The following is a 19,922-nucleotide window of genomic DNA, read 5'->3' as shown; positions in this document are numbered from 1 at the left end:
CAAATGCCGTTCAGACTTACATCGATTGCGGTCTCACTGGCTTTGCTGGCCTCATGCGGCGCATATTATGCACCCGTCCGCTTTGTTGCTGAGGGTGACCGGATCATCGCCTCGGGCACGATTGACGAAACAACGCTGTCCGCTTTCGAAGACGTCACCGCCGAAAACCCCAAAGCGCGCACGCTGGTGCTGCAATATATCGAGGGGTCGGTGGATGACGACGCCAATGTCATCTTCAGCCGAGAGGTGCGCAAGGCCGGGTTCGATACCGTTGTGCCATCGGACGGTCTGGTTGCCAGCGGCGGCACAGATCTGTTTCTGGCCGGACATCGCCGCGTTTTGCAACCGGGGGCCTGTGTCGGTGTTCACAGCTGGGCCGGATCGGGGCTGGTGGCGACGGAGTTGCCCAAAGATGACCCGGAACATGACCGCTATCTGGATTATTTCAGGGACATTGGTGTGGATGAGGCGTTTTACTGGTACACGCTGTATGCGGCCCCGGCCGACAGCATCCACTGGATGACCGCCGCCGAGGCGAACCGGTTCGATATGACGACGAAAGCCGCCCCGGCGCTTGGTTCAGCGCTGGAGTGCGACGAGCGCTGATCTGCTGCACTATCTTGTCGAGTGAAGGTTTCCAGGACGGAATGCGCGGCCAAGGAATATGCTAGCGGCGCAGGTAGGTCTGCCAGATCCAGATCACCAGCAATGCGCCCAGAACCGCGCCCACAAAGCCCGACATCCAGCCCATGACGGTTATCAGAAACCGCAGAACGAACCCTCCGATCAGGGCCCCGAAAACACCGATCAGCATGGTGGTTGGAATGTCCGCCTCGATCCGCATCAGGCGGGTGGCGAGGAACCCCGCGGCAGCGCCGATGATGATCAGGGCGACGACGGGCATGTCATTTCCTCCAATGCGTCGGCACGATGATCAGGGCGCCGATAGACGAGATCACCGCGTCCAGACCCGGAGGGCCAAAGCTGATGCCGAACATGATGCGGATGAAGTAGAACATGAACGCCCCGCCCACGCAGATGATGATCGACTGAAGATAGCCGTTATGGGTGAACCCGGTCTGTTCGGACAGATATCCGACAATCCCGGCAATCACGACGGTCCCCATCATCACCATGAACATCGGGCTTCTCCTAGGTCAGGCGGGTGCCGGTGGGAATGGGCCAGCCCCGCAGGAAGGTTTCCCTATCCTGCGCGCCTTTACCCGCCCGTTGCAAGCGCAGCAGTTCGACCGCGCCCTGACCGCAGGCCACGTGCAGGTCGTTGTTCAGAACCTCACCCGCTGCGCCCTGCCCGTCTGCCAGCCGCGATGCCAGCAGCTTGATGCGCTCGCCATTCATCTCGGTCCATGCGCCGGGAAAGGGTGACAGCCCGCGGATTTGCCTGTCGACCTCGACCGCCGGGCGTGTCCAGTCGATGCGGGCCTCGGACTTGTCGATCTTGGCGGCATAGGTCACGCCATCCTCGGGCTGAGGCTCGGGTATCAGGTCCGGCAGCTTGGCCAGCGCCTCGACGATCAGCGCGGCCCCCATGGCCGAGAGCCGGTCATGTAGATGCGCGGTGGTTTCTTCAGCCTCAATCGAGGTTGCCTGTCGCAGCAGGACCGGGCCGGTGTCCAGACCGGCCTCCATCTGCATGATGCAGATCCCGGTTTCGGCATCGCCGGACATGATCGCCCGGTGGATCGGGGCGGCACCGCGCCAGCGCGGCAGCAGGCTGGCGTGGATGTTCAGGCAGCCGTGTCGCGGCGCGTCCAGAATGGGTTGCGGCAGGATCAGGCCATAAGCGACGACGACGGCGATATCGGCGTTCAGCGCGGCAAACGCGGTCTGTTCGTCAGCAGATTTCAGAGAGGCTGGGTGGCGGACGGGCAGGCCCAGCGCCTCGGCCCGGGCGTGAACCGGTGTCGGGCGGTCTTTCTTGCCACGTCCGGCGGGGCGCGGGGGCTGGCAGTAGACGGCGGCGATGTCGTGCCCGGCCCTGACGAGTGCGTCCAGCACCGGGACCGAAAAATCGGGGGTTCCCATGAAGATGATGCGCATCGTTGGCTCCGGCGGTTGGGACAGGTGCCGGGCTGAAACCCGGCCTACGGTTTTCAGGTTTGTTTGCGGGCCTTGCGCAGCAGCATGTCACGTTTGACCTTGCTGAGCCGGTCGAAATACATCCGTCCGTTCAGGTGGTCGATCTGGTGCTGCACGCTGGTCGCATCGATCCCGACGAAATCGCGGCGGTCCAGCATGCCATGTTCGTTCAGGAACTTCACGATCACCGCGCGCGGGCGTTTGATTGTGGCCGAGACGCCGGGCAGGTTCGGGCTGGCCTCTTCATGTTCGCGCAGCTCGATCGAGCTGTGCAGGATTTCCGGGTTTGCCAGACGCACGGCCCGGCCCCGTTCGGCAGAGCCGTCAACAACGGCAAGCCGCAGCATCACCCCGATCTGTGGCGCGGCAAGACCGACGCCGGGCATCGCCTCCATCGTGTCGATCATGTCGTCCCAGATGGCGCGGACCTCATCGGTGATCTCGGGCACCTCATCCGCCTTGGTGCACAGGCGCTTGTCAGGCCATGGCAGGCAGGTACGAACGGTCATGCACGGGCCCGTTCGCGTTTGAGCTTTTGCATCTTGCGGGTGATCATCTGCCGTTTCAGCGGCTTGAGATAGTCGATGAACAGCTTGCCGTCCAAGTGATCGATCTCGTGCTGAACGCAGGTGGCCCAGAGCCCGTCAAAGGTTTCCTGTTGCAAGTTTCCGTCGCGGTCCATCCATGTCACATCGACCACTTTGGGGCGCGTCACCTCGGCGTATTGATCAGGGATCGACAGGCAGCCTTCCTCGTAGACATTGGTTTCTTCCGAGGCCGCGATGACCTGCGGGTTGAACATGATCAGCGGGCGCGGCGCCTCGCCTTCTTCCTTAATGCAATCCAGCACGATCAAGCGATCCAGCACGCCGATCTGTGGCGCGGCGAGGCCAACACCCGGGGCGTCATACATCGTTTCCAGCATATCATCGGCCAGTGCGCGCAGGTCGTCCGTGAGGTCGGCCACGGGGGCGCAGACCTTCTTGAGACGGGGGTCGGGATAGATCAGGATGTTACGTTTCATGAGGCTGATTTAGGGCATCGTGCCCCGCGCCGCAACGCCCCCCTTGCACCTGCCTGAATTGCGGTTAGCTTTCGACCATCAGAATGGAGCTGACATGACTTTCAACGACCAGATCGACCGCCGGGGCACCAACAGTACCAAATGGGACAAGATGGAGATGCTGTACGGCGTCTCGCCCGAGGACGGGCTGGCCATGTGGACGGCCGATTCCGATTACCCGACGGCCCCTTGCGTGATCGACGCAGTACGCAAGGCCGCAGATCACGGCGTGTTCGGGTATTCCTGGGCGCACCCGGAGTATCTGGCCTCGGTCCAGTGGTGGATGAAAACCCGCCACGACTGGGAAATTGACACGGACTGGGTTCTGACGTCTCAGGGTCTGGGCAATGCTATTGCCCTGTCGCTGGATGTCTGGACCGAGCCTGGCGATCGCATCGTGACCTTCACCCCTGTCTACCATGAGTTTGCCCATAAGGTGAAAAAGGCGGGCCGCCGGGTTGTGGAATGCCCGCTGGTGCGCGACGGCGACAGCTATGGGCTTGATCTGGAGGATGCGCAGTCGCGGCTGGACGGGTCCGAGAAGATGTTGCTGTGGTGTTCGCCGCAGAACCCGTCGGGCCGGGTCTGGACGCCAGAGGAACTGCGCGCCGTGGCCGCATTTGCCGAGCGCAACGGGCTGATCCTTGTGTCAGACGAGATTCACCACGATCTGGTCTATCCCGGTGCCAAGTTTGTGCCGATGGATGTGGCGGCCCCGGATGCGCGGCCTTGGACGGTGACGCTGACAGCGGCATCGAAGACCTTTAACATCGCCGGGCAGCACACCGGCAACATGATCATTCCCAACCCCAAACTGCGCGAGGCGATGAAGCATCGGCTGACAACGCTGGATTATGGCCCCAGCGCGTTGGGTGTGGCGATGATCACCGCCGCCTACAGCCCGGCCGGCGCGGAATGGGCAGATGCCCAGATCGCGCATCTGGAGGAAAACCGGCGTCTGTTCGACCAGACCATCGCCGAGATTCCGGGCCTTTGGTCGATGCCTTTGCAGGCGACCTATCTGGCCTGGGTCGACTTTTCCGGCACCGGCATGGATCACACCGAGTTTGTCCGCCGCCTGCGCGAGGATGCGCGGATTGCAACCTCGTCCGGGCCCGGCTTTGGCACTGGCGGAGAAACGTTTGAACGGTTCAACCTGGCCACACAACGGGCGCGGGTCGAGGAAGCCTGCGTGCGGCTGAAGCGGGCCTTTGGCGACCTGCAATAAGCCAAGCGGTGGCTGGTTTGACTGGCCTCACGATGGACCGCGCCTGCTGTCCGGGCGCGGACCCGAATGGTGAATTCCAAATCGATGGCCAGCCCTACGGCATGGTGGGCGTCACCCTGACCGAACCCGGGACGATAAAGATCCGAGCCTAGTCTTCGTAGCCCAGCAGTGCGATGGGCGCATCCGGGGCGCGGTAGAAATCCAGCGGTGCCTTGTCATGGGAGGCGGTGCTGCGCTTGAATTCGTATCGCATCTCTCCGCCTTCATCCTGATCGGCAATGATCAGGCATTGATACATAAGATTGGCCCCGTCATAGATATCGACCAACCCGCGCAGGCGCGGTGTCGTTTCCGCCTCAACCGTGAAACCATCTTTCCACAATTTGAGAATTTTATAGGTATTGTCGCCCATTTGGACACGAAGGCGACTGGCCTTTTTCAATGTGGCGATTCGGGCCGCATCCAACTCGGCGCGTATTTCCTTTGAAACATAAGTACTCATTAAATCATTCCCCCGCTAATGACCTCTATTGTGCGGGAACTGTTGTAAAAATCCAGTGAACGCGTTCACGCAACGGGCTGTGCCTGCAGTTTGTTGCACAGAAATCCCAGCATTGCCTGTGCGCGCATGCAGGTCTTGTGCGCGGGCAAATGCATAGGAACAGGCGGGGCTTGGACCTATCTTTGGCCAAACGCCTATGCGGAGGATGAGATATGGGCCTGCTGGTCGATGGAAAATGGCAAGACACCTGGTATGACACCAAATCCACGGGTGGCGCATTCAAACGCAGCGCGGCGCAGTTTCGCAACTGGTTGACCGCTGATGGCCGCGCGGGACCGTCGGGCAAAAGCGGGTTCCGGGCCGAAGCCGGGCGGTACCACCTGTATGTCAGCCACGCCTGCCCCTGGGCGCATCGCACCCTGATCTTTCGCGCGTTGAAAGGGCTGAGCGATCTGATCCCGGTTTCGGTCGTGCATCCCGACATGCTGGACCAGGGCTGGACCTTTGAGGTGGATGATCACGGTGCCACGGGTGACGGTCTTTACGGGCTGAGCCATGCACATCAGATCTATACCAAGGCGGATCCGTCCTATTCCGGTCGCGTCACGGTTCCGATCCTGTGGGACAAGGTGCAGGAGACCATCGTTTCGAACGAAAGTTCGGAAATCATCCGCATGTTCAATTCGGCCTTCAACGATATCACTGGCAATACGGACGATTACTGGCCCGAGGCGATGCGGGACGAGATCGAAGAGGTCAACACGCGCATCTATTCAGACGTCAACAACGGCGTCTACAAGTCGGGCTTTGCCACCACGCAGGACGCCTATGACGCTGCCGTACACCCATTGTTCGACACGCTGGACTGGCTGGAGGAGCGTCTGGCCCGGAACCGTTACCTGATGGGGGATCGGATCACCGAAGCCGATTGGCGGTTGTTCACAACCCTGATCCGCTTCGACCCGGTCTATCATCTGCATTTCAAGTGCAACAGGCAGCGCCTGATCGATTATCCAAACCTATGGGCCTATACGCGGGAGCTGTATCAATGGCCCGGTGTCGCCGAGACCGTGAACATGGATCACATCGTGCGCCACTATCACTACAGCCATGACAGCATCAATCCGCACCGGATCATTCCGGTGAACCCGGTGCTGGATTACATGGAGCCGCATGGACGCGGTCAGCGCCCCGCAGCGTAATGTTCGACCATCGCCGCCAGATCCTCTGGCGGCGTTTCGCTTTGAACATAGGCACAGGCATTGGGACTGTGCGCAAAAATCGACCCGTCGGAAAAGAAGGTGGTGTTGGTGACAAAAATCACCCGCGCCTCGGGGCGGCGATAGCTGGCAAAATCGGCCACAGCCAATGCGCTTCCGGTTTCCAGAACCAGATCCAGCACGATGATATCAAAATCCGTGCCATAGAGGGCCAGAATGGCGGCCTCCTGAGCGTCAACCAGCGTGACTTCGGCGTCTTGCCGCTCCAGATGTCTTTTCCAGACCCGACCAAGGTCGGGGTTACTCTCAACAATCAGAACTTTCATTTGCAACAACCTCGGCACTTGGTATGGTGAGTGGTGCCGACCCCCGTGGTCCGTGATCTCGTTATTTCCTTAACAAAGTGTTAACAGCAGCCGCACGCTTGCGTGTTCGGGCGGATTTGCTTGTGTAAATGGCAAAAATCCGCTTGAAGCACCCCGAAACCGGTCAATCCCCGCAGAGAGAGCAGATGAGTACACTTGATCACGGCTTGGACCCCCGCGCAGTTCGCGACCACGGCGGGGGGCTGGACAGGGCGATTGTCAGGTATGGTGGAACGCGCGCAGATTGGATTGATCTGTCGACCGGAATCAATCCGCATCCTTACGCAGTCGCGGGTCTGACCGCCGGAGATTGGGCCGAATTGCCGGATCACGGTGCCTTTGAACGGCTGAGTGATGCGGCCCGCAGGTTCTGGAACGTGCCGCAGGGGGCTGAGATCCTGCCGGCACCCGGTGCATCGGCTGTCATCTCTCGCATTCCGGCGCTGGCCGCGCCAGGGCGTGTCCAGATCACACTGCCCACCTATAACGAACACGCCGCCGCCTTTTCGGCGCAGGGGTGGCGAGTTCAGCCTGAGGGCGCGGCTGACGCCCGCGTGATCGTGCATCCAAATAACCCGGACGGACGTATCTGGCAGGAAAGCGACGTCTCGGCCCCGCTGACTGTGATCGACGAGAGCTTTTGCGATGTCACGCCAGAGGTATCGTTGATCGATCTGGCGGAACGTCCCGGCGTGATCGTGCTGAAGAGCTTTGGCAAGTTCTGGGGGCTGGCCGGGATGCGGCTTGGGTTTGCCATCGGGCGGCCTGAACTGATCAACCGCCTGAACGACCTGACCGGACCCTGGTCGGTGTCCGGCCCGGCCCTGCGGGTTGGGACACAGGCCCTGTCGGACGATGACTGGGCCGATGCCACGCGCGCGCGACTGGCGGATGAGGCGGCCCGGCTGGATGCGCTGATGCTGACCAGGGGCGCAAATATTGTCGGTGGCACCAGCCTGTTTCGTCTTTACAAAGTCGATGACGCCTTGGGCTGGCAGGACCGGCTGGCCCGCGCCCATATCTGGAGCCGTATCTTTCCCTATTCAGCAACCTTTCTGCGTCTGGGTCTGCCGCCAGAAAAGGGATGGGACAGGCTGGAGGCCGCGCTGTGAGCCCTGCCCTGATGCTGGTCTGCGCCCTGTGTCTGGACGCGGCACTGGGAGAGCCCGATTGGCTCTGGTCCCGCGTCAAACACCCGGCGGTGATGATCGGCAACCTGATCGGCTGGCTGGACAAGTGCCTGAACCACGGAAGCAGACGGAGGCTGAAAGGGGTGGCCGTGCTTGCCCTTCTGATCTGCGGCGCATGGGGTCTTGGGTGGGGTCTATCGCAGCTGGGGCCGGTGGTTGAAATTCTTTGCTGCGCAATCCTGTTGGCGCAAAAGTCGCTGGTTGCCCATGTCCGCGCGGTTGGTTACGGGTTGCAATCTTCGCTGGAAGACGGGCGGGCGCAGGTGGCTATGATCGTCTCGCGCGACACGCAGGATATGACCGAAGCACAGGTGGCGCGTTCCGCCATCGAAAGTGCGGCAGAAAACCTGAGCGACGGGGTCATTGCCCCCGCATTCTGGTTTCTGGTCGCGGGGCTTCCGGGGTTGCTGGTGTACAAGGCGGTGAACACCGCCGACAGCATGATCGGTTATCGCACCGAAACGTACCGCGATTTTGGCTGGGCCGCGGCCCGGTTCGACGACCTGCTGAACCTGATCCCTGCCCGACTGACCTGTGTGATGATCGTGGCGCTGTCCGGCCAATGGTCTCGCTGGTCTGAGATGGTGCGGGATGCGCAACGCCATATCTCACCCAACGCTGGCTGGCCCGAGGCCGCCATGGCCCGCGCCCTGAATGTCGCGCTGGCTGGGCCGCGCAGCTATGACGGGCAGGTGCGCGACCTAGCCTGGGTCAATGGCGACGCCCCGCGCGAGATCGGTGCATCAGAAGTTTTTCGCGCATGTGACATGCTCTGGCGGGTTTGGGGGCTTGCGCTTGGGCTCGTGTCAGTGTGGGTTGGGGCCAAACTGATATTCTGACGGACCTTTTCATGCGTATACTCTCTGGCCTGATCGCCGCTGCCCTGTTCACCTCACCTGCGCTGGCGCAATGTGGCGGTGGTTTTAATTCCTTTGTCAAAGGGCTGAAGGCCGAGGCCGTGCAGCAAGGTTTGGACAAATCAGCAGTGAACGGGTTCTTTGACGGGGTGCAGCAGGACAGCGCCGTGCTGAAGGCCGACCGGGCGCAGGGCGTTTTTCAGAAGCCCTTTGTTGAATTTTCTCGTCGTCTGATTTCTCAAAACCGGATCGAGCGCGGGCAAGCGATGTCGCGCAAATACGATGCGGTCTTTGATCGGATCGAGCGGGAATATGGCGTTTCCCGCGGGGTGCTGCTGGCCTTCTGGGCATTTGAAACCGATTACGGATCGTTTCAAGGCGACTTCAACACCCGCAACGCCTTGGTGACGCTGGCCCATGACTGCCGCCGCCCGGAGCTGTTCCGACCGCAGATCTTCGCCGCCATCGAGCTGTATCAGAACGGTGATTTCGACCCGGCCCGCACCACCGGGGCTTGGGCCGGAGAGATCGGCATGGTGCAGATGCTGCCGCGTGACATACTGGAAAACGGCGTCGATGGTGACGGTGACGGGCATGTCCGCCTGAAGAGCTCGGCCCCTGATGCGCTGATGTCGGGGGCCAGAATGCTGTCTCATCTAGGATGGCGCGCGGGTGAGCCTTGGTTGCAGGAGGTCACCGTGCCCGCGCAGATGGACTGGTCCCTGTCCGGCCCCGGCAAACCGCGTTCGGTGGCGGAATGGCAGGCGATGGGCGTTCAGGCGCGCGGCGGGTCCTTGGCCAACCTGCCCGCCTCGCTGATCCTGCCACAGGGGCGCAACGGGCCTGCCTTTCTGGCCTACCCCAATTTCGACGTCTATTTCGAATGGAACCAGAGCTTTGTCTATGTTCTGACCGCCGCTTATTTCGGAACACGGCTTGAGGGCGGCCAGATCTATGATGCGGGCAATCCCGCGCAGGGCCTGAATGGCGCACAGATGAAACAGTTGCAGACCAAGCTTCAGGCCAAAGGATATGATGTGGGCAAGATCGACGGGATTCTGGGCGCCGGAACGCGGGATGCAACGCAGGCCGAACAGAACCGTTTGGGCCTGCCTGCGGATGCGTGGCCAACGATGGAGTTGCTGGAAAAACTCTGAGCCAGCGGCCCGCACTTCTGTGGTATGACGCGAACCCCCAAGATTATTTGACGATATCGGCACCGTCGCCGCTGATTATGTGACCGGATATTTCTTGGGGTCAATTCCATGTCTTTGACAGACAATATCAATGTAACTTCCCTTTGGAGGAATACCGCCGAATTTGCTGCGAATACCACTGCGGGTTTCGCCCTGGAAGTGGTGAAACCGGGCCCAATCGGGTTCGTAGTCTTCAATGTTCTCGACCGGGTCCAGAAACCCGCGACGCGGCCAATACAAATGCCAATGCTGGCCTCGGTCGATTTCACCGGTGACCCCCAGCGCCCAGCGGGTCACGCTTGGGCCGGTTGTCGTCCACGGAAGGTCATAGAGCGTGAGTGTCTCGCCCGCCTCATAGCGTTTGACCAGTTTTTCAATGTGATCACTGCCCAACCAAAACGGGATCGGGACTTCTGACTCAAGGAAATTCAGGATCAGCTTCAGTGCCAGAGAATTTTTGGGAAGACGCAATACACAATTGTTCATCGCCTTATTGCGCCAGACGACACCAAACAGATAGTCCGGTGGAACATCCAGCGGCCGGATGCAGTAGATATCCAGATCAACCCACACATAGTCGGTTTTTTGCAGCATGTGGATACGGAAGATGTCTGAATAGACCGCCATCCGTCGTCGGCCACCGGTCAGGTTTTCGGTGGTTTCATCTGTATAGATTTCGCGGGCATCATGAACAACGACGCCTTCGGGAACATCCATGTTCATATCCAGCACGTACAGGTGGAAGACATAGCCATGATCCAGAAAGGACTGAATGCATACTCTTTCAACGCAAGATAACGGCGAACCAAACCAGAAACTTGCAACTTGAAATTCCAAAACAGCACCTCTTGCCCTAAGCCGAAACGGGGTCGCTGCTGCACTAACGAAGCGGTGCGTGGCTCGTCAACCGCGGCGGCGGTTTTGGCACGACTTACCCTGCTTTGCGCCAGCGCGCTGTGTCGAGGTGCCCACAGTTTGGTTCTGGCCTATCTTCGGGCGTGCATTTTTGGGCTAATGTTCCTGGCGTAGCCTTTGGCACCTGCCGCGGGTTCAGTACGCTGCACGGGTTGGTCCATTGCCAAAGTGACCGTCCTGAACTGCTGACTTCCTTATTCGGGCCGCACCGGGTATCGATCCCCTTTCTGATCGATCAGGATCAGCCGCTCGCCGCTGCGGACATACAGGTCGCAGCGGCTGAACCCGTTGCGGTACGCAATGCAGACGGAACCGTCATCGGCGATGGCGTAGGTTCCAAAGGCGGAATCTCCTCCCGCGTAGGTATAGGAATAGGCCCCACCGGCCGAAAACTTGGCCTGACCATCATCGTAAAAGGTCAGCGTCTGGCCTGCGAGGGCGTCAAGCTCGGCCACTGTCAGCGGGACATCGCCGGGTTTGACAGGCCAGTCGGCGGCGACAACCGGGGTGGCGGCGATGAGGGCGGAGATCAGGAAACGCGTCATGAGGCCAAGGTAGCGCGTTATGCCTGCAATCATCATAACGTTGCGGTGAGCGGTCAGGCCACCATCTGCTCGGCCTTCTTCAGATCGACCGAAACCAGCTGGCTGACGCCCTGTTCCTGCATGGTGACGCCGAACAGACGATCCATGCGCGCCATGGTCACCGCGTGGTGGGTGATGATCAGGAAACGGGTGTCGGTCTGGCGGCACATCTCGTCCAGCAGGTCACAAAAGCGGGTGACGTTGGCATCGTCCAGCGGCGCGTCGACTTCGTCCAGCACACAGATCGGGGCCGGGTTGGCCAGGAAAACGCCAAAGATCAGCGCGGTCGCGGTCAGGGTCTGTTCGCCGCCCGACAGCAGGCTGAGGGTCGAGAGTTTCTTGCCCGGCGGCTGACACATGATTTCCAGCCCCGCATCCAGCGGGTCATCGCTTTCGACCATGACCAGATTGGCCTCGCCCCCACCAAAGAGATGCTTGAACAGCATCGCGAAGTTCGAGTTCACCTGTTCAAACGCGGTCAACAGACGCTCGCGCCCTTCGCGGTTGAGGCTGGAGATGCCACTGCGCAGAGCTTTGATCGCCTCTTCCAGATCGGCCTTTTCACTGCTGAGCGTGTCAAATTCTTCCTGAACGTCCTTGCTGTCTTCCTCGGCCCGCAGGTTCACCGCGCCCATGGCGTCACGCTGGCGTTTGTGGCGGTTCACTTCGGCTTCCAGAGCATCCGCGGCGGGCATCTGGTCGGGGTTGACGTCCAGCTGGTTCAGCAACTGGTTCGGGGTCAGTTGCTGGTCTTCGGCAATCCGTTCTGCTGCCGCAAGCACGCTTTCCTTTGCCGCTTCACTGCGCGCCTCGGCTGCGGCGCGGTTTTCGCGGGCTTCTGAGGCCAGGCGTTCGGCCTCACGCTCGGCCGTCACCACTTCGCGCAACTGTGTTTCTGCTTCGGCCAGCTTGTCAGCGGCATCGGCCCGCCGGGCTTCGGCGGCTTCGATCAACTCGTTCAGCTCTTCCCGCGCCTCGGCGATTTCGCCGGGGACGGCCATAGCCTCGGTCAGTTCCTCTTCCGAACTTTCCTTGCGCTCGGCCAGTTCCGAAATCCGTTTCTCGGCCGTTTCCAGACGGTGCCGCCAGCCGCTCAGGTCCTTGGTGACCTCCTGCGTGCGTCGGGTGCGGGCGTCGCCTTCACGGCGCAGCTCATCATGGGTCGAGCGGTGGGTCAGCATGGTGATCCGCGCTGCCTCGACCGTCTGCTTGATGTCTTCAACCTCGGCGCGGGCGCTGGCAAGATCACCCAGGTCGTTCAGCGCCGCCTCGGCCTCGCGCAGTTGCACGCGGGCGGACATGGCGTCTTCCTTGTGACGGTCTACGGCGAGGGCCAGGGTTTCCAGCTTGCCCTGCGCGAGGTTGCGATCGGCCTCGGCGCGGCTGAGCTGGCGTGCGGTTTCGGCCATGCGCTGATCGGCGGTACGGCGGGCTTCGCGCGCGCGTCGGTCGGCCTCGGTCACGTCCGCCAGTTGCCGCGACAGGGTTTCATGCGCGGCGCGGGCACCGTCGGCCTGCGCCTCGATGCGGGCCAGTTCCTGTTTCAGCGCCTCAAGCTTGTTGAGCTGTTCCAGACGCAGCGCCGCCGCGCTTGGCGCATCCTCGGCCCAGGCGCGGAACCCGTCCCAGCGCCACAGGTCGCCCGAGCGCGACACAAGACGCTGGCCCGGCTTCAACGACGCCTGCAACCGCGCGCCCTGATCCGCATCGACCAGCCCGATCTGCGCGATGCGACGGCTGAGCCTGTCCGGCCCTGACACGTGCAGCGCCAGCGGGTCGACCCCATCGGGCAAGGGTTGATCGCTGTCATAGCCTGCCACCTGAACCCAGCCGGACGGGCCGTCACCTTCAACCAGCGGCGCACGGAGGTCATCGGCCAAGGCTGCTCCCAGCGCCTTCTCAAAACCCGGTTCCACGCGCAGCAGGTCCATCACCTGCCCGCCTTCGGCCGTGTCGCGTTCCACCAGCTTGGCAAGCGCGGTTGTTTCGGCGCGGATTGCACCCAATTCGCCTTCGGCCTCGGACCGTTGCGCGCGTGCCTCGGCTTCGCGGGCCTGCGTTTCATTGCGCAACTCATCTGCGGCGGCCAGCGCCTCTTCGGCGGCCTCGGCGGCTTCGCGGGCTTCTTCCTCGCTTTCCTGCGAAGTTTCAAACGCCACGCTGGCACGGGTCAGGGCTGTTCTGGCCTCATCCACGGCCAGGCGGGCTTTTTCTTCTTCGCCCTCAGAGCGTGCCAGCGTCTTGCGGCTGTCTTCGACCAGACGCTGCGCCGACTGGTGACGGGCGACCAGACGCGCCATATCTTCGGTCTGCTGCGACAGGTGGTCTTCGCGGTCCTGAAGGATCGACGCGGCTTCGCGGGCAATTTCTGCGGCTTCCGCCACCTTCGCGTCATGCCCTTCGGCAGCCTTGGCCAGTTCACGGGCTTCCCATTCCAGCCGTTCGATCATCTGGCCCGCATCGCGGTTCAGGCCGGTTTCCCGGTCGATATCCTTGCCGAGTTGATGAATGCGGCTGGTCAGTGTTTCAATGGTCTGGCGCGCGCGGGTTTCCTGATCGGTCAGTTGATCGCGCTGCACCTGCTGGCGTTGCAGGACAGCCGCGGCGATGGCCTCTTCCTCGCGCAGAGGGGGCAGGGTTTCTTCGATCCCGGCCCTTTTTGCTGCTGCGGCGCGGGCTTCGGCCTCGGCGCGGGAGGCCTCGGAAATCCGGGCTCGCAGCTTGTCTTCAGCCTGCTGGCGGGCCATGTCGGCCTCTTTCCAGCGGCGATAGAGCAGCATCCCCTCGGCCTGACGCAGCTGTTCGCCGATTTCGCGATAGCGTGCGGCCTGACGGGCCTGACGGGCCAGTTGCGCAAGCTGCCCGCCCAACTGCTCGAGCACGTCATCGACGCGGGTCAGGTTGGCCTCGGTCGCTTTCAGCTTCAGCTCGGCCTCATGCCGACGTTGATAGAGCCCCGAGATCCCGGCGGCCTCTTCCAGGATGCGGCGGCGGGCGCGGGGTTTGGCGCTGATCAGCTCGGCGATGCGGTTCTGCCCCACAAGCGCGGGGGAATGGGCACCGGTCGAGGCATCCGCGAACAGCATCTGCACATCGCGCGCGCGCACATCCTTGCCGTTGGTCTTGTAGGCGCTGCCGACATCGCGGGTGATCCGGCGCACGATTTCAAGCTGGTCGGTGTCATTGAACCCCGCGGGTGCCAGACGTTCGGAATTGTCCATGGTCAGGACAACTTCGGCGAAATTGCGGGCGGGCCGTGTGGCGGCACCGGCAAAGATCACATCCTCCATCGCGCCGCCGCGCATGGATTTGGGGCGGTTTTCCCCCATCACCCAGCGCAAGGCTTCCAGAAGGTTGGACTTGCCACAGCCGTTCGGACCCACCACACCGGTCAACCCGTCCGCGATGATCAGATCGGTCGGATCAACAAAGCTTTTGAAGCCGGTCAGTTTGAGCTTGCTGAAACGCAATGGCCGCGTGTCCCGTGATTCCTATGAATTGAAAGTCTGCGCAAGGGATGGGGTCCGAGTCAACGCAGTTGCGCAGGATATGGGAGATCAGTGCAAGTTATCCACAACATCTTGCCGAAATGCGCAGGAACACGCGTATGTCAGTATGGGCTGCATTCGAAGACCTGATAGCCGCTGTCGCCCCCGACATTTTCATAGATACCATAGTCGATACATTCATACCGGGGCGTCGAGACAGCGGTCAGCAACAGCCGTTCCCCCGCCTCGCGGTCACACCCCAGTACACCAACCGTGACAGCCGCGTCACCCAGCACGTCGAGGATCGGGCAGCCTGAAACCTGCGCCATGGCCAGCGCGGCGCGATCCCGAACAGGGCCAAGCCGCGGGGCGTATTGCGCGTTGATCCGCACCGCCTCGGCCAGATCGCCGCGCACGCGCACGTCGAACACACTACCGTTCACCGCCACGCGGGTGGCCGGAACGTCGCGGAAATGCGGGGTCCCGGCGGCGCAGGCGGCCAGCAGGAGCGGAGCGAGAAACCGGATCATGCCGCAGAGTTGCAGCAATTTGGTTAACAGAACCTTTCTGGACGTCAGGCGCGCAGAACTTCGCCTAACCGGCGGATACCTTCGCGGATCGTCGCCTCGTCCGAGTTCGAGAAGCTGAGCCGGATCGTGTTTGCCCCGCTGCCGTCTGGGAAAAACGCCTGCCCCGGCACAAAAGCCACTTTCACCGTATCCAGCGCATGCGCCAGCAGGTCAGACCCACTGATCCCGGCGGGGAGTGTCACCCAGACGAACATGCCGCCTTCGGGGCGCGTCCAAGCCACCCCGTCGGGCATGTGCTGTTGCAGCGCACCCAGCATCGCATCACGGCGCGCGCGGTAAGTGTCGCGCACTTTCGGGATATGGGTGTCAAAGCACGCTTCCGCCACCTGATGCACGGCCATCTGGTTGATGGTCGCCGAATGCAGATCCGCCGCCTGTTTCAGCAGAACCATCTGCGAGATGATCGGCTTGGCCGCAACAACCCACCCCATGCGCAGACCCGGTGACAGGGTTTTCGAGAAGCTGCCACAGTATATCGTCCGGCAGTTTTCGATCGATCCCTTGCGCTCCTGTTCCAGAGCCAGGATTGGCGGGATCGGATCGCCGTCATAGCGCAGTGCCTGATAGGCGCCGTCTTCGATCAACGCGCAGTCCAGTTCGTCGGTCAGGTCCAGCAATGCCTCACGACCCGGGCGGGTCAGGGTTTCGCCTGTCGGATTGGCAAAATCGGGCGACAGATAGGCGAATTTCACAGCGCCATCCCCTGCCGCAACCCTGAATTCATCGGCCCCCTTGTTGCCATTGAGCCGGTCAAAGCGCGGCTCATACGCGTTGAACGCGGCAAGCGCGCCCAGATAGGTGGGCCACCCGACCAAAGCCGTGTCGCCGGGGGACAGGAACAGCTTGCCCAGATAATCCAGCGCCTGCTGCGAGCCCGAGGTGATCAGGACGTTGTCCATGTCACATTCCACCCCGATTTCGCGCATGTGCTGCACCAGCCACCGGCGCAGGGGGGCATAGCCTTCGCTGACCGAATATTGCAGCGCCTGCGCCTGCATGTCCGGCCCCAATGCCTGCTGAAACGCCTGAGCGAAAGCTTCAGCCGGGAAAAGCGCGGGGTCCGGAATGCCACCTGCAAAGGAAATGATACCGGGCTGATCGAGCAGTTTCAGCAGCTCGCGGATTTCTGACGCCTTCATCCGGGAAGCCCGGGTGGCAAACAAAGGGTGATGGGACATGAGGCTCCTCCGATCTCATTTCGGCGCAGCCTATGCTTTCTCAAATTAAAGTCAACACTTCTGACCTAATATTTCAGCGGATGTGACCGGGTATTCTTGAACAGCCCCCCTGTCCATGGTCAAATGAGTTGACCAATTTCGGAACGGACCATGCCATTTCAGAAAGTTCAGACGGAAAAACTGTCACTTGCGGTCGTTCGCCAGATCGAGCTGTTGATCCTGCGCGGCATCCTGCGCCCCGGTGAGCGTCTGCCGCCAGAGCGTGAGTTGGCCGAACGAATGGGCGTGTCGCGCCCGTCCCTGCGCGATGCGGTGTCCGAGCTTCAGGAACAGGGGTTGCTGACAACAAAAGCCGGGTCCGGGATCTATGTGGCCGAGGTTTTGGGGTCAGCCTTTTCGCCAGCGCTGATCCGGTTATTCAGCAGCCATGACGAGGCCGTATTCGATTACCTGTCCTTTCGCCGCGACATGGAGGGGCTGGCGGCAGAACGGGCCGCGCGGCTGGGATCAGAGAGCGACCTGAAGGTTGTTCAGGCGATCTATGACAAGATGCGGGCGGCCCATGACCGGAACGCCGCGGACCAAGAGGCGCAGCTGGATGCCGAGTTTCACATGGCCATCATCGAAGCCAGCCACAATGTGGTAATGCTGCATATGATGCGGTCAATGTATGACCTGCTGGTGCAGGGTGTGTTCTATAACCGACGGACAATGTTCCGGCAGCGCGCGACCCGCGAGGCCATTCTGGACCAGCACAGCACTATCAACGCGGCCCTTCAGGCCCGCGATCCGGCAGCCGCACGTCAGGCCGTCGAAACGCATCTGAGTTTTGTCGAACGCTGCATGATCGATCAGCAGAAGGCCGAGCGGAACGAGGCTGTTGCGCAGCAAAGGTTGCAGCACGAAACCCGTCAGGCCTAGCGCTTTCCAAGTGCCCTCAGGGATCAGGCGGCCCCGGTCTCGGGCTGGATCAGGTGTGACGGGAAAGGTGCGCCGCTGCCTTCGCCCAGATCGTCATTCGGGGCGATGGTTGTCAGGGCCGGGTCGATGAACAGCCGCGCGCCCCGGTCCCTGAGGTGTTTGTGCAGCATCACATGTTCGCACACGAGGTCGCCTTTTTCATCCCGGCAGGAATAGCGCAGGCCACGCAAGGCGCGGGTCTTGTACAATCCTGCGCCGCCAAAGGCGCTATCGACCGGTATCAGGGGCATATCGGACGGAATGTGATACTGGCGGTCGAAAACCGCTGATTTCAGCAGAACTTTCCGCCATTTGCGGCGCCCGAACAGGGGCTTGCGCGTTGTCCGAATTCTTTGCCAGACGTCTTCGTCGCACCAGCCTGCGCAGCGCAGGGCATAGATATCGTAATAGGCCGGTTTGGAATTGGCAAAGACACCTTCCCAGCGTGGTACGGAACGTTGTGCGGCCGTCAGAACCGTCTGAGCGTCCAGACAGACATTCGGCCCGTTCAGATCAAGCACCAATGTCAGGTCGTGACCGCTGTCGCGTTCTTCCAGCCTGTTGAGGACAGCGTTTCTGGCCGCCGTGATCCGCTCGACCCGGCCCGGCAGTCTGGAGGCCAGACCATCCATGCGGACAAGGTCCACATTCGGGTCGCGGCGCGCGAATTCGGACAGAACCCGATCTGTGCGATCAGTGTTGTCGTTTGTCGCAATGGTCACGGAATAGCGGTGCAAGCGGGTGGTCAGGTCTTCGATCCTGTTGATGCTTTCGATCAGCGCGGCCCCGCCGTTTCTGACCACCCCAACAATATTCATCGAAACGTTTTCGCCTGCCACGGCCCGTCTTTCCCTGTTCTTTTTGCACCCGTCGGCCCCGAGCGGGACATTCCGACCCAAAGACGGGTACAGAATCCGAGTGATGTTCCGGTCAATACAATCAGCCCCGCCCCCAAAACAAAAGACCCGACAGCGCAATGCTCTCGGGTCATCTGCGTTTTTTACCTGTCGGTGTCCCCGTCAGTGCAGCTTGGCGCCCACATCTGCGATCGAGACCTCGATCAGCTTGTTCGCCTGCGCGGCTGTCATCTGCTTGGCCAGAACCGAGCCGGCAGCGGCAATCGCAACCGAAACGGCCTGATCGCGCACGTCTTTTACAGCCGAGGCTTCGGCCGAGGCAATCTGGTCCTGCGCAGCAGCCAGACGGCGTTCGATCGACTTTTCGAGATCGACCTTCGCCTGGTCCGCAGCCAGAGCCGCGTCCTGTTTGGCCGCCTCGACAATCGCATCAGCCTGTGCCTGCACTTCACGCTGCTTGCGCTCGTACGAGGCCAGCAGGCTGCGTGCTTCTTCATGCAGGGCGCGGGCTTCGTCCAGCTCGGCCTTGATGCCTTCGGCACGGTTGTCCAGCGCACCGCCGATCATGCCCGGCACCTTGAAGTAGAACAGGACCGCGATGAAAACGATGAAGCCCAGAAGGACCACAAAGTCGGTGTTGCCAAGCGAGAAGAACGGGCCGCTTGCAGCCAGCGCGGGGCTGGCGGCACCAACGGTCAGGATAAGGGCAAGAGTGTTCCGCATGTCACTTATCCTTTCATCTGCGTGTCAATGGCACTGTCGATGGCTTTGGCATCCGCCTCGCCGCCCAGCGCGGTGACCAGTTCAGCCGCCGTATCCTTGGCGACCACTTGAATGCTTTCCAGCGCACCGGCACGGATTTCGGCAATTGCCTTTTCCGATTCAGCCGCCTTTGCAGCGATTTCCGCATCCGCCCTGGCAATCGCGTCATCCAGACCAGCCTGGATTTCAGCACGGGCTTCGGCCGCGATACGCTGCGCTTCGGCACGGGCATCGGCCAGCGCCTTGTTATAGGCCTCTTCGGCCTCGACCGCTTTGGCCTTCAGATCTTCGGCCGCAGCCAGGTCATTTGTAATGGTCCCCCGGCGCTCGGCCAGGATCGCCGCGATGCGGGGCAGAGCCACGCGAGACAGGACCAGAAAGATGACGACCAGCGTAATGACCAGCCAGAAAATCTGGTTGGGGAACCAATCGAAGCAGAGCTGCGGCATCCCGATGGCAGAGCCATGCGAGTCGACGCACGCGCCAACTACTTCTTCGCTAATGGGTTCAGTCGCCATGATGTCCTCCGTCGGAACGTTGTCTTTACAACAGGTGGGCCGCTATGGCTTGGACCCACCTGCGCGTAAGGATCAGGTTCCGCAGATTAGACGGCGAACATCAGCAGCAGCGAGACCAGGAATGCGAAGATCCCCAGGGCTTCTGCGAATGCGATACCGATGAACAGGGTTGCGGTCTGCGAAGCAGCCGCCGAAGGGTTGCGCAGGGCGCCGGCCAGGAAGTTGCCTGCAACGTTGCCCACCCCGATTGCGGCTGCGCCGGAACCGATTGCTGCCAGGCCTGCGCCGATGTGTGCGAGATCGCCTTCCATGATGTTTCTCCTTACGAATTGGAAGTTTCGATGTTGGG

General features: G+C 61.4%; 24 protein-coding genes. 8 read left to right on the top strand and 16 right to left on the bottom strand.

Going from position 1 to position 19,922, the window contains the following annotated elements; translation table 11 throughout:
* The first annotated feature begins 3 nt into the window (after window positions 1-3).
* On the top strand, window positions 4-606 hold the full coding sequence (locus ACR0NZ_RS13265) for a COG3904 family protein (protein WP_480519463.1): 603 nt from the start codon (window positions 4-6) through the stop codon (window positions 604-606).
* A 61-nt stretch (window positions 607-667) separates the two neighbouring features.
* On the opposite strand, the gene ACR0NZ_RS13260 is transcribed toward ACR0NZ_RS13265, so the two are convergent.
* From ACR0NZ_RS13260 to def (ACR0NZ_RS13240), 5 genes are read right to left on the bottom strand one after another with little or no spacing between them, the layout of a single operon-like run.
* Entirely contained in the window at window positions 668-904 is a 237-nt protein-coding gene (locus tag ACR0NZ_RS13260) for a GlsB/YeaQ/YmgE family stress response membrane protein (RefSeq protein WP_480473887.1), read from the bottom strand.
* Between the two features lies 1 nt (window position 905).
* Entirely contained in the window at window positions 906-1,142 is a 237-nt protein-coding gene (locus ACR0NZ_RS13255; RefSeq protein ID WP_480494652.1) for a hypothetical protein, read from the bottom strand.
* Window positions 1,143-1,152: 10 nt separating this feature from the next.
* Window positions 1,153-2,061, bottom strand: a complete 909-nt coding sequence (gene fmt, locus ACR0NZ_RS13250) for a methionyl-tRNA formyltransferase (protein WP_480519461.1) — start codon at window positions 2,059-2,061, stop codon at window positions 1,153-1,155.
* Between the two features lie 53 nt (window positions 2,062-2,114).
* Entirely contained in the window at window positions 2,115-2,609 is a 495-nt protein-coding gene (def, locus tag ACR0NZ_RS13245; RefSeq protein ID WP_480519459.1) for a peptide deformylase, read from the bottom strand.
* A complete protein-coding gene (gene def / locus ACR0NZ_RS13240) occupies window positions 2,606-3,124 on the bottom strand; it encodes a peptide deformylase (RefSeq protein WP_480494658.1) in 519 nt (172 codons plus the stop codon). Before def (ACR0NZ_RS13240) ends, def (ACR0NZ_RS13245) begins: the two co-directional genes overlap by 4 nt.
* Before the next feature lie 94 nt (window positions 3,125-3,218).
* Here def (ACR0NZ_RS13240) and ACR0NZ_RS13235 point away from each other — a divergent pair, with 94 nt between their 5' ends.
* A complete protein-coding gene (locus tag ACR0NZ_RS13235; RefSeq protein WP_480519457.1) occupies window positions 3,219-4,391 on the top strand; it encodes a MalY/PatB family protein in 1,173 nt (390 codons plus the stop codon).
* A 17-nt stretch (window positions 4,392-4,408) separates the two neighbouring features.
* Window positions 4,409-4,543 (top strand): hypothetical protein, encoded by a 135-nt coding sequence (locus ACR0NZ_RS13230; protein WP_480519455.1) that lies wholly within the window; start codon window positions 4,409-4,411, stop codon window positions 4,541-4,543.
* Here ACR0NZ_RS13230 and ACR0NZ_RS13225 read toward each other — a convergent pair.
* Entirely contained in the window at window positions 4,540-4,893 is a 354-nt protein-coding gene (locus ACR0NZ_RS13225; protein WP_480519453.1) for a hypothetical protein, read from the bottom strand. The genes ACR0NZ_RS13230 and ACR0NZ_RS13225 overlap by 4 nt on opposite strands.
* Window positions 4,894-5,105: 212 nt before the next feature.
* Between ACR0NZ_RS13225 and ACR0NZ_RS13220 the strand changes: the two genes are divergently transcribed.
* Window positions 5,106-6,095 (top strand): glutathione S-transferase family protein, encoded by a 990-nt coding sequence (locus ACR0NZ_RS13220; protein WP_480519451.1) that lies wholly within the window; start codon window positions 5,106-5,108, stop codon window positions 6,093-6,095.
* Here ACR0NZ_RS13220 and ACR0NZ_RS13215 read toward each other — a convergent pair.
* Window positions 6,077-6,439: a response regulator transcription factor gene (locus ACR0NZ_RS13215; RefSeq protein WP_209506176.1), complete on the bottom strand. Its 363-nt coding sequence runs from the start codon at window positions 6,437-6,439 to the stop codon at window positions 6,077-6,079. The genes ACR0NZ_RS13220 and ACR0NZ_RS13215 overlap by 19 nt on opposite strands.
* A gap of 185 nt (window positions 6,440-6,624) precedes the next feature.
* On the opposite strand from ACR0NZ_RS13215, the gene cobD reads away from it, so the two are divergent.
* Genes cobD through ACR0NZ_RS13200 form a run of 3 tightly spaced genes read left to right on the top strand, consistent with a single transcriptional unit; the run spans window position 6,625 to window position 9,682 of the window.
* Entirely contained in the window at window positions 6,625-7,590 is a 966-nt protein-coding gene (gene cobD / locus ACR0NZ_RS13210; RefSeq protein WP_480519449.1) for a threonine-phosphate decarboxylase CobD, read from the top strand.
* Complete coding sequence (gene cbiB, locus ACR0NZ_RS13205) at window positions 7,587-8,507, top strand: adenosylcobinamide-phosphate synthase CbiB (protein ID WP_480519447.1); 921 nt, start codon at window positions 7,587-7,589, stop codon at window positions 8,505-8,507. Before cobD ends, cbiB begins: the two co-directional genes overlap by 4 nt.
* Window positions 8,508-8,518: 11 nt before the next feature.
* A complete protein-coding gene (locus ACR0NZ_RS13200; RefSeq protein ID WP_480519445.1) occupies window positions 8,519-9,682 on the top strand; it encodes a lytic murein transglycosylase in 1,164 nt (387 codons plus the stop codon).
* 75 nt (window positions 9,683-9,757) lie between these two features.
* Here the strand turns inward: ACR0NZ_RS13200 and ACR0NZ_RS13195 are convergent, their stop codons facing one another.
* The 5 genes from ACR0NZ_RS13195 to ACR0NZ_RS13175 all read right to left on the bottom strand — a co-directional run bounded on the left by ACR0NZ_RS13195 (window position 9,758) and on the right by ACR0NZ_RS13175 (window position 16,476).
* Window positions 9,758-10,558: a glycosyltransferase family 32 protein gene (locus ACR0NZ_RS13195; protein WP_480519443.1), complete on the bottom strand. Its 801-nt coding sequence runs from the start codon at window positions 10,556-10,558 to the stop codon at window positions 9,758-9,760.
* A 272-nt stretch (window positions 10,559-10,830) separates the two neighbouring features.
* The gene (locus ACR0NZ_RS13190; RefSeq protein ID WP_480494786.1) at window positions 10,831-11,181 is read right to left on the bottom strand and encodes a hypothetical protein; all 351 of its coding nucleotides are present in this window, start codon (window positions 11,179-11,181) and stop codon (window positions 10,831-10,833) included.
* A 53-nt stretch (window positions 11,182-11,234) separates the two neighbouring features.
* Window positions 11,235-14,690 carry a chromosome segregation SMC family protein gene (locus ACR0NZ_RS13185; RefSeq protein WP_480519441.1) on the bottom strand — a complete coding sequence of 1,152 codons (3,456 nt, stop codon included), beginning with the start codon at window positions 14,688-14,690 and terminating at the stop codon, window positions 11,235-11,237.
* Between the two features lie 140 nt (window positions 14,691-14,830).
* Window positions 14,831-15,238 (bottom strand): hypothetical protein, encoded by a 408-nt coding sequence (locus ACR0NZ_RS13180; RefSeq protein ID WP_480483776.1) that lies wholly within the window; start codon window positions 15,236-15,238, stop codon window positions 14,831-14,833.
* A gap of 44 nt (window positions 15,239-15,282) precedes the next feature.
* On the bottom strand, window positions 15,283-16,476 hold the full coding sequence (locus ACR0NZ_RS13175) for an aminotransferase-like domain-containing protein (RefSeq protein WP_480519439.1): 1,194 nt from the start codon (window positions 16,474-16,476) through the stop codon (window positions 15,283-15,285).
* A 150-nt stretch (window positions 16,477-16,626) separates the two neighbouring features.
* Between ACR0NZ_RS13175 and ACR0NZ_RS13170 the strand changes: the two genes are divergently transcribed.
* Window positions 16,627-17,397: an FCD domain-containing protein gene (locus ACR0NZ_RS13170; protein WP_267365974.1), complete on the top strand. Its 771-nt coding sequence runs from the start codon at window positions 16,627-16,629 to the stop codon at window positions 17,395-17,397.
* Window positions 17,398-17,420: 23 nt separating this feature from the next.
* Here the strand turns inward: ACR0NZ_RS13170 and ACR0NZ_RS13165 are convergent, their stop codons facing one another.
* The 4 genes from ACR0NZ_RS13165 to ACR0NZ_RS13150 all read right to left on the bottom strand — a co-directional run bounded on the left by ACR0NZ_RS13165 (window position 17,421) and on the right by ACR0NZ_RS13150 (window position 19,884).
* Window positions 17,421-18,275, bottom strand: a complete 855-nt coding sequence (locus ACR0NZ_RS13165; protein WP_480519437.1) for a hypothetical protein — start codon at window positions 18,273-18,275, stop codon at window positions 17,421-17,423.
* A gap of 180 nt (window positions 18,276-18,455) precedes the next feature.
* The gene (locus ACR0NZ_RS13160; protein WP_480483779.1) at window positions 18,456-19,016 is read right to left on the bottom strand and encodes a F0F1 ATP synthase subunit B; all 561 of its coding nucleotides are present in this window, start codon (window positions 19,014-19,016) and stop codon (window positions 18,456-18,458) included.
* Window positions 19,017-19,021: 5 nt separating this feature from the next.
* Window positions 19,022-19,573 carry a F0F1 ATP synthase subunit B' gene (locus ACR0NZ_RS13155; RefSeq protein ID WP_480494682.1) on the bottom strand — a complete coding sequence of 184 codons (552 nt, stop codon included), beginning with the start codon at window positions 19,571-19,573 and terminating at the stop codon, window positions 19,022-19,024.
* 86 nt (window positions 19,574-19,659) lie between these two features.
* Entirely contained in the window at window positions 19,660-19,884 is a 225-nt protein-coding gene (locus tag ACR0NZ_RS13150; RefSeq protein ID WP_005981269.1) for a F0F1 ATP synthase subunit C, read from the bottom strand.
* Window positions 19,885-19,922 lie beyond the last annotated feature (38 nt).

The sequence above is a fragment of the Ruegeria sp. AE3 genome, from assembly GCF_056542225.1.
Note: the sequence above shows the minus strand (reverse complement) of the source record. Positions and strands in the feature narration are given on the sequence as shown.

Coding starts and splice junctions, on each gene's coding strand:
- ACR0NZ_RS13175 (WP_480519439.1), bottom strand. CDS start 16,476: ATGTCCCATCACCCTTTGTTTGCCACCCGGGCTTCCCGGATGAAGGCG.
- ACR0NZ_RS13180 (WP_480483776.1), bottom strand. CDS start 15,238: ATGATCCGGTTTCTCGCTCCGCTCCTGCTGGCCGCCTGCGCCGCCGGG.
- ACR0NZ_RS13200 (WP_480519445.1), top strand. CDS start 8,519: ATGCGTATACTCTCTGGCCTGATCGCCGCTGCCCTGTTCACCTCACCT.
- ACR0NZ_RS13265 (WP_480519463.1), top strand. CDS start 4: ATGCCGTTCAGACTTACATCGATTGCGGTCTCACTGGCTTTGCTGGCC.
- ACR0NZ_RS13170 (WP_267365974.1), top strand. CDS start 16,627: ATGCCATTTCAGAAAGTTCAGACGGAAAAACTGTCACTTGCGGTCGTT.
- fmt (WP_480519461.1), bottom strand. CDS start 2,061: ATGCGCATCATCTTCATGGGAACCCCCGATTTTTCGGTCCCGGTGCTG.
- ACR0NZ_RS13235 (WP_480519457.1), top strand. CDS start 3,219: ATGACTTTCAACGACCAGATCGACCGCCGGGGCACCAACAGTACCAAA.
- cobD (WP_480519449.1), top strand. CDS start 6,625: ATGAGTACACTTGATCACGGCTTGGACCCCCGCGCAGTTCGCGACCAC.
- ACR0NZ_RS13215 (WP_209506176.1), bottom strand. CDS start 6,439: ATGAAAGTTCTGATTGTTGAGAGTAACCCCGACCTTGGTCGGGTCTGG.
- ACR0NZ_RS13260 (WP_480473887.1), bottom strand. CDS start 904: ATGCCCGTCGTCGCCCTGATCATCATCGGCGCTGCCGCGGGGTTCCTC.
- def (WP_480519459.1), bottom strand. CDS start 2,609: ATGACCGTTCGTACCTGCCTGCCATGGCCTGACAAGCGCCTGTGCACC.
- ACR0NZ_RS13190 (WP_480494786.1), bottom strand. CDS start 11,181: ATGACGCGTTTCCTGATCTCCGCCCTCATCGCCGCCACCCCGGTTGTC.
- ACR0NZ_RS13150 (WP_005981269.1), bottom strand. CDS start 19,884: ATGGAAGGCGATCTCGCACACATCGGCGCAGGCCTGGCAGCAATCGGT.
- ACR0NZ_RS13220 (WP_480519451.1), top strand. CDS start 5,106: ATGGGCCTGCTGGTCGATGGAAAATGGCAAGACACCTGGTATGACACC.
- ACR0NZ_RS13255 (WP_480494652.1), bottom strand. CDS start 1,142: ATGTTCATGGTGATGATGGGGACCGTCGTGATTGCCGGGATTGTCGGA.
- ACR0NZ_RS13155 (WP_480494682.1), bottom strand. CDS start 19,573: ATGGCGACTGAACCCATTAGCGAAGAAGTAGTTGGCGCGTGCGTCGAC.
- ACR0NZ_RS13160 (WP_480483779.1), bottom strand. CDS start 19,016: ATGCGGAACACTCTTGCCCTTATCCTGACCGTTGGTGCCGCCAGCCCC.
- def (WP_480494658.1), bottom strand. CDS start 3,124: ATGAAACGTAACATCCTGATCTATCCCGACCCCCGTCTCAAGAAGGTC.
- ACR0NZ_RS13225 (WP_480519453.1), bottom strand. CDS start 4,893: ATGAGTACTTATGTTTCAAAGGAAATACGCGCCGAGTTGGATGCGGCC.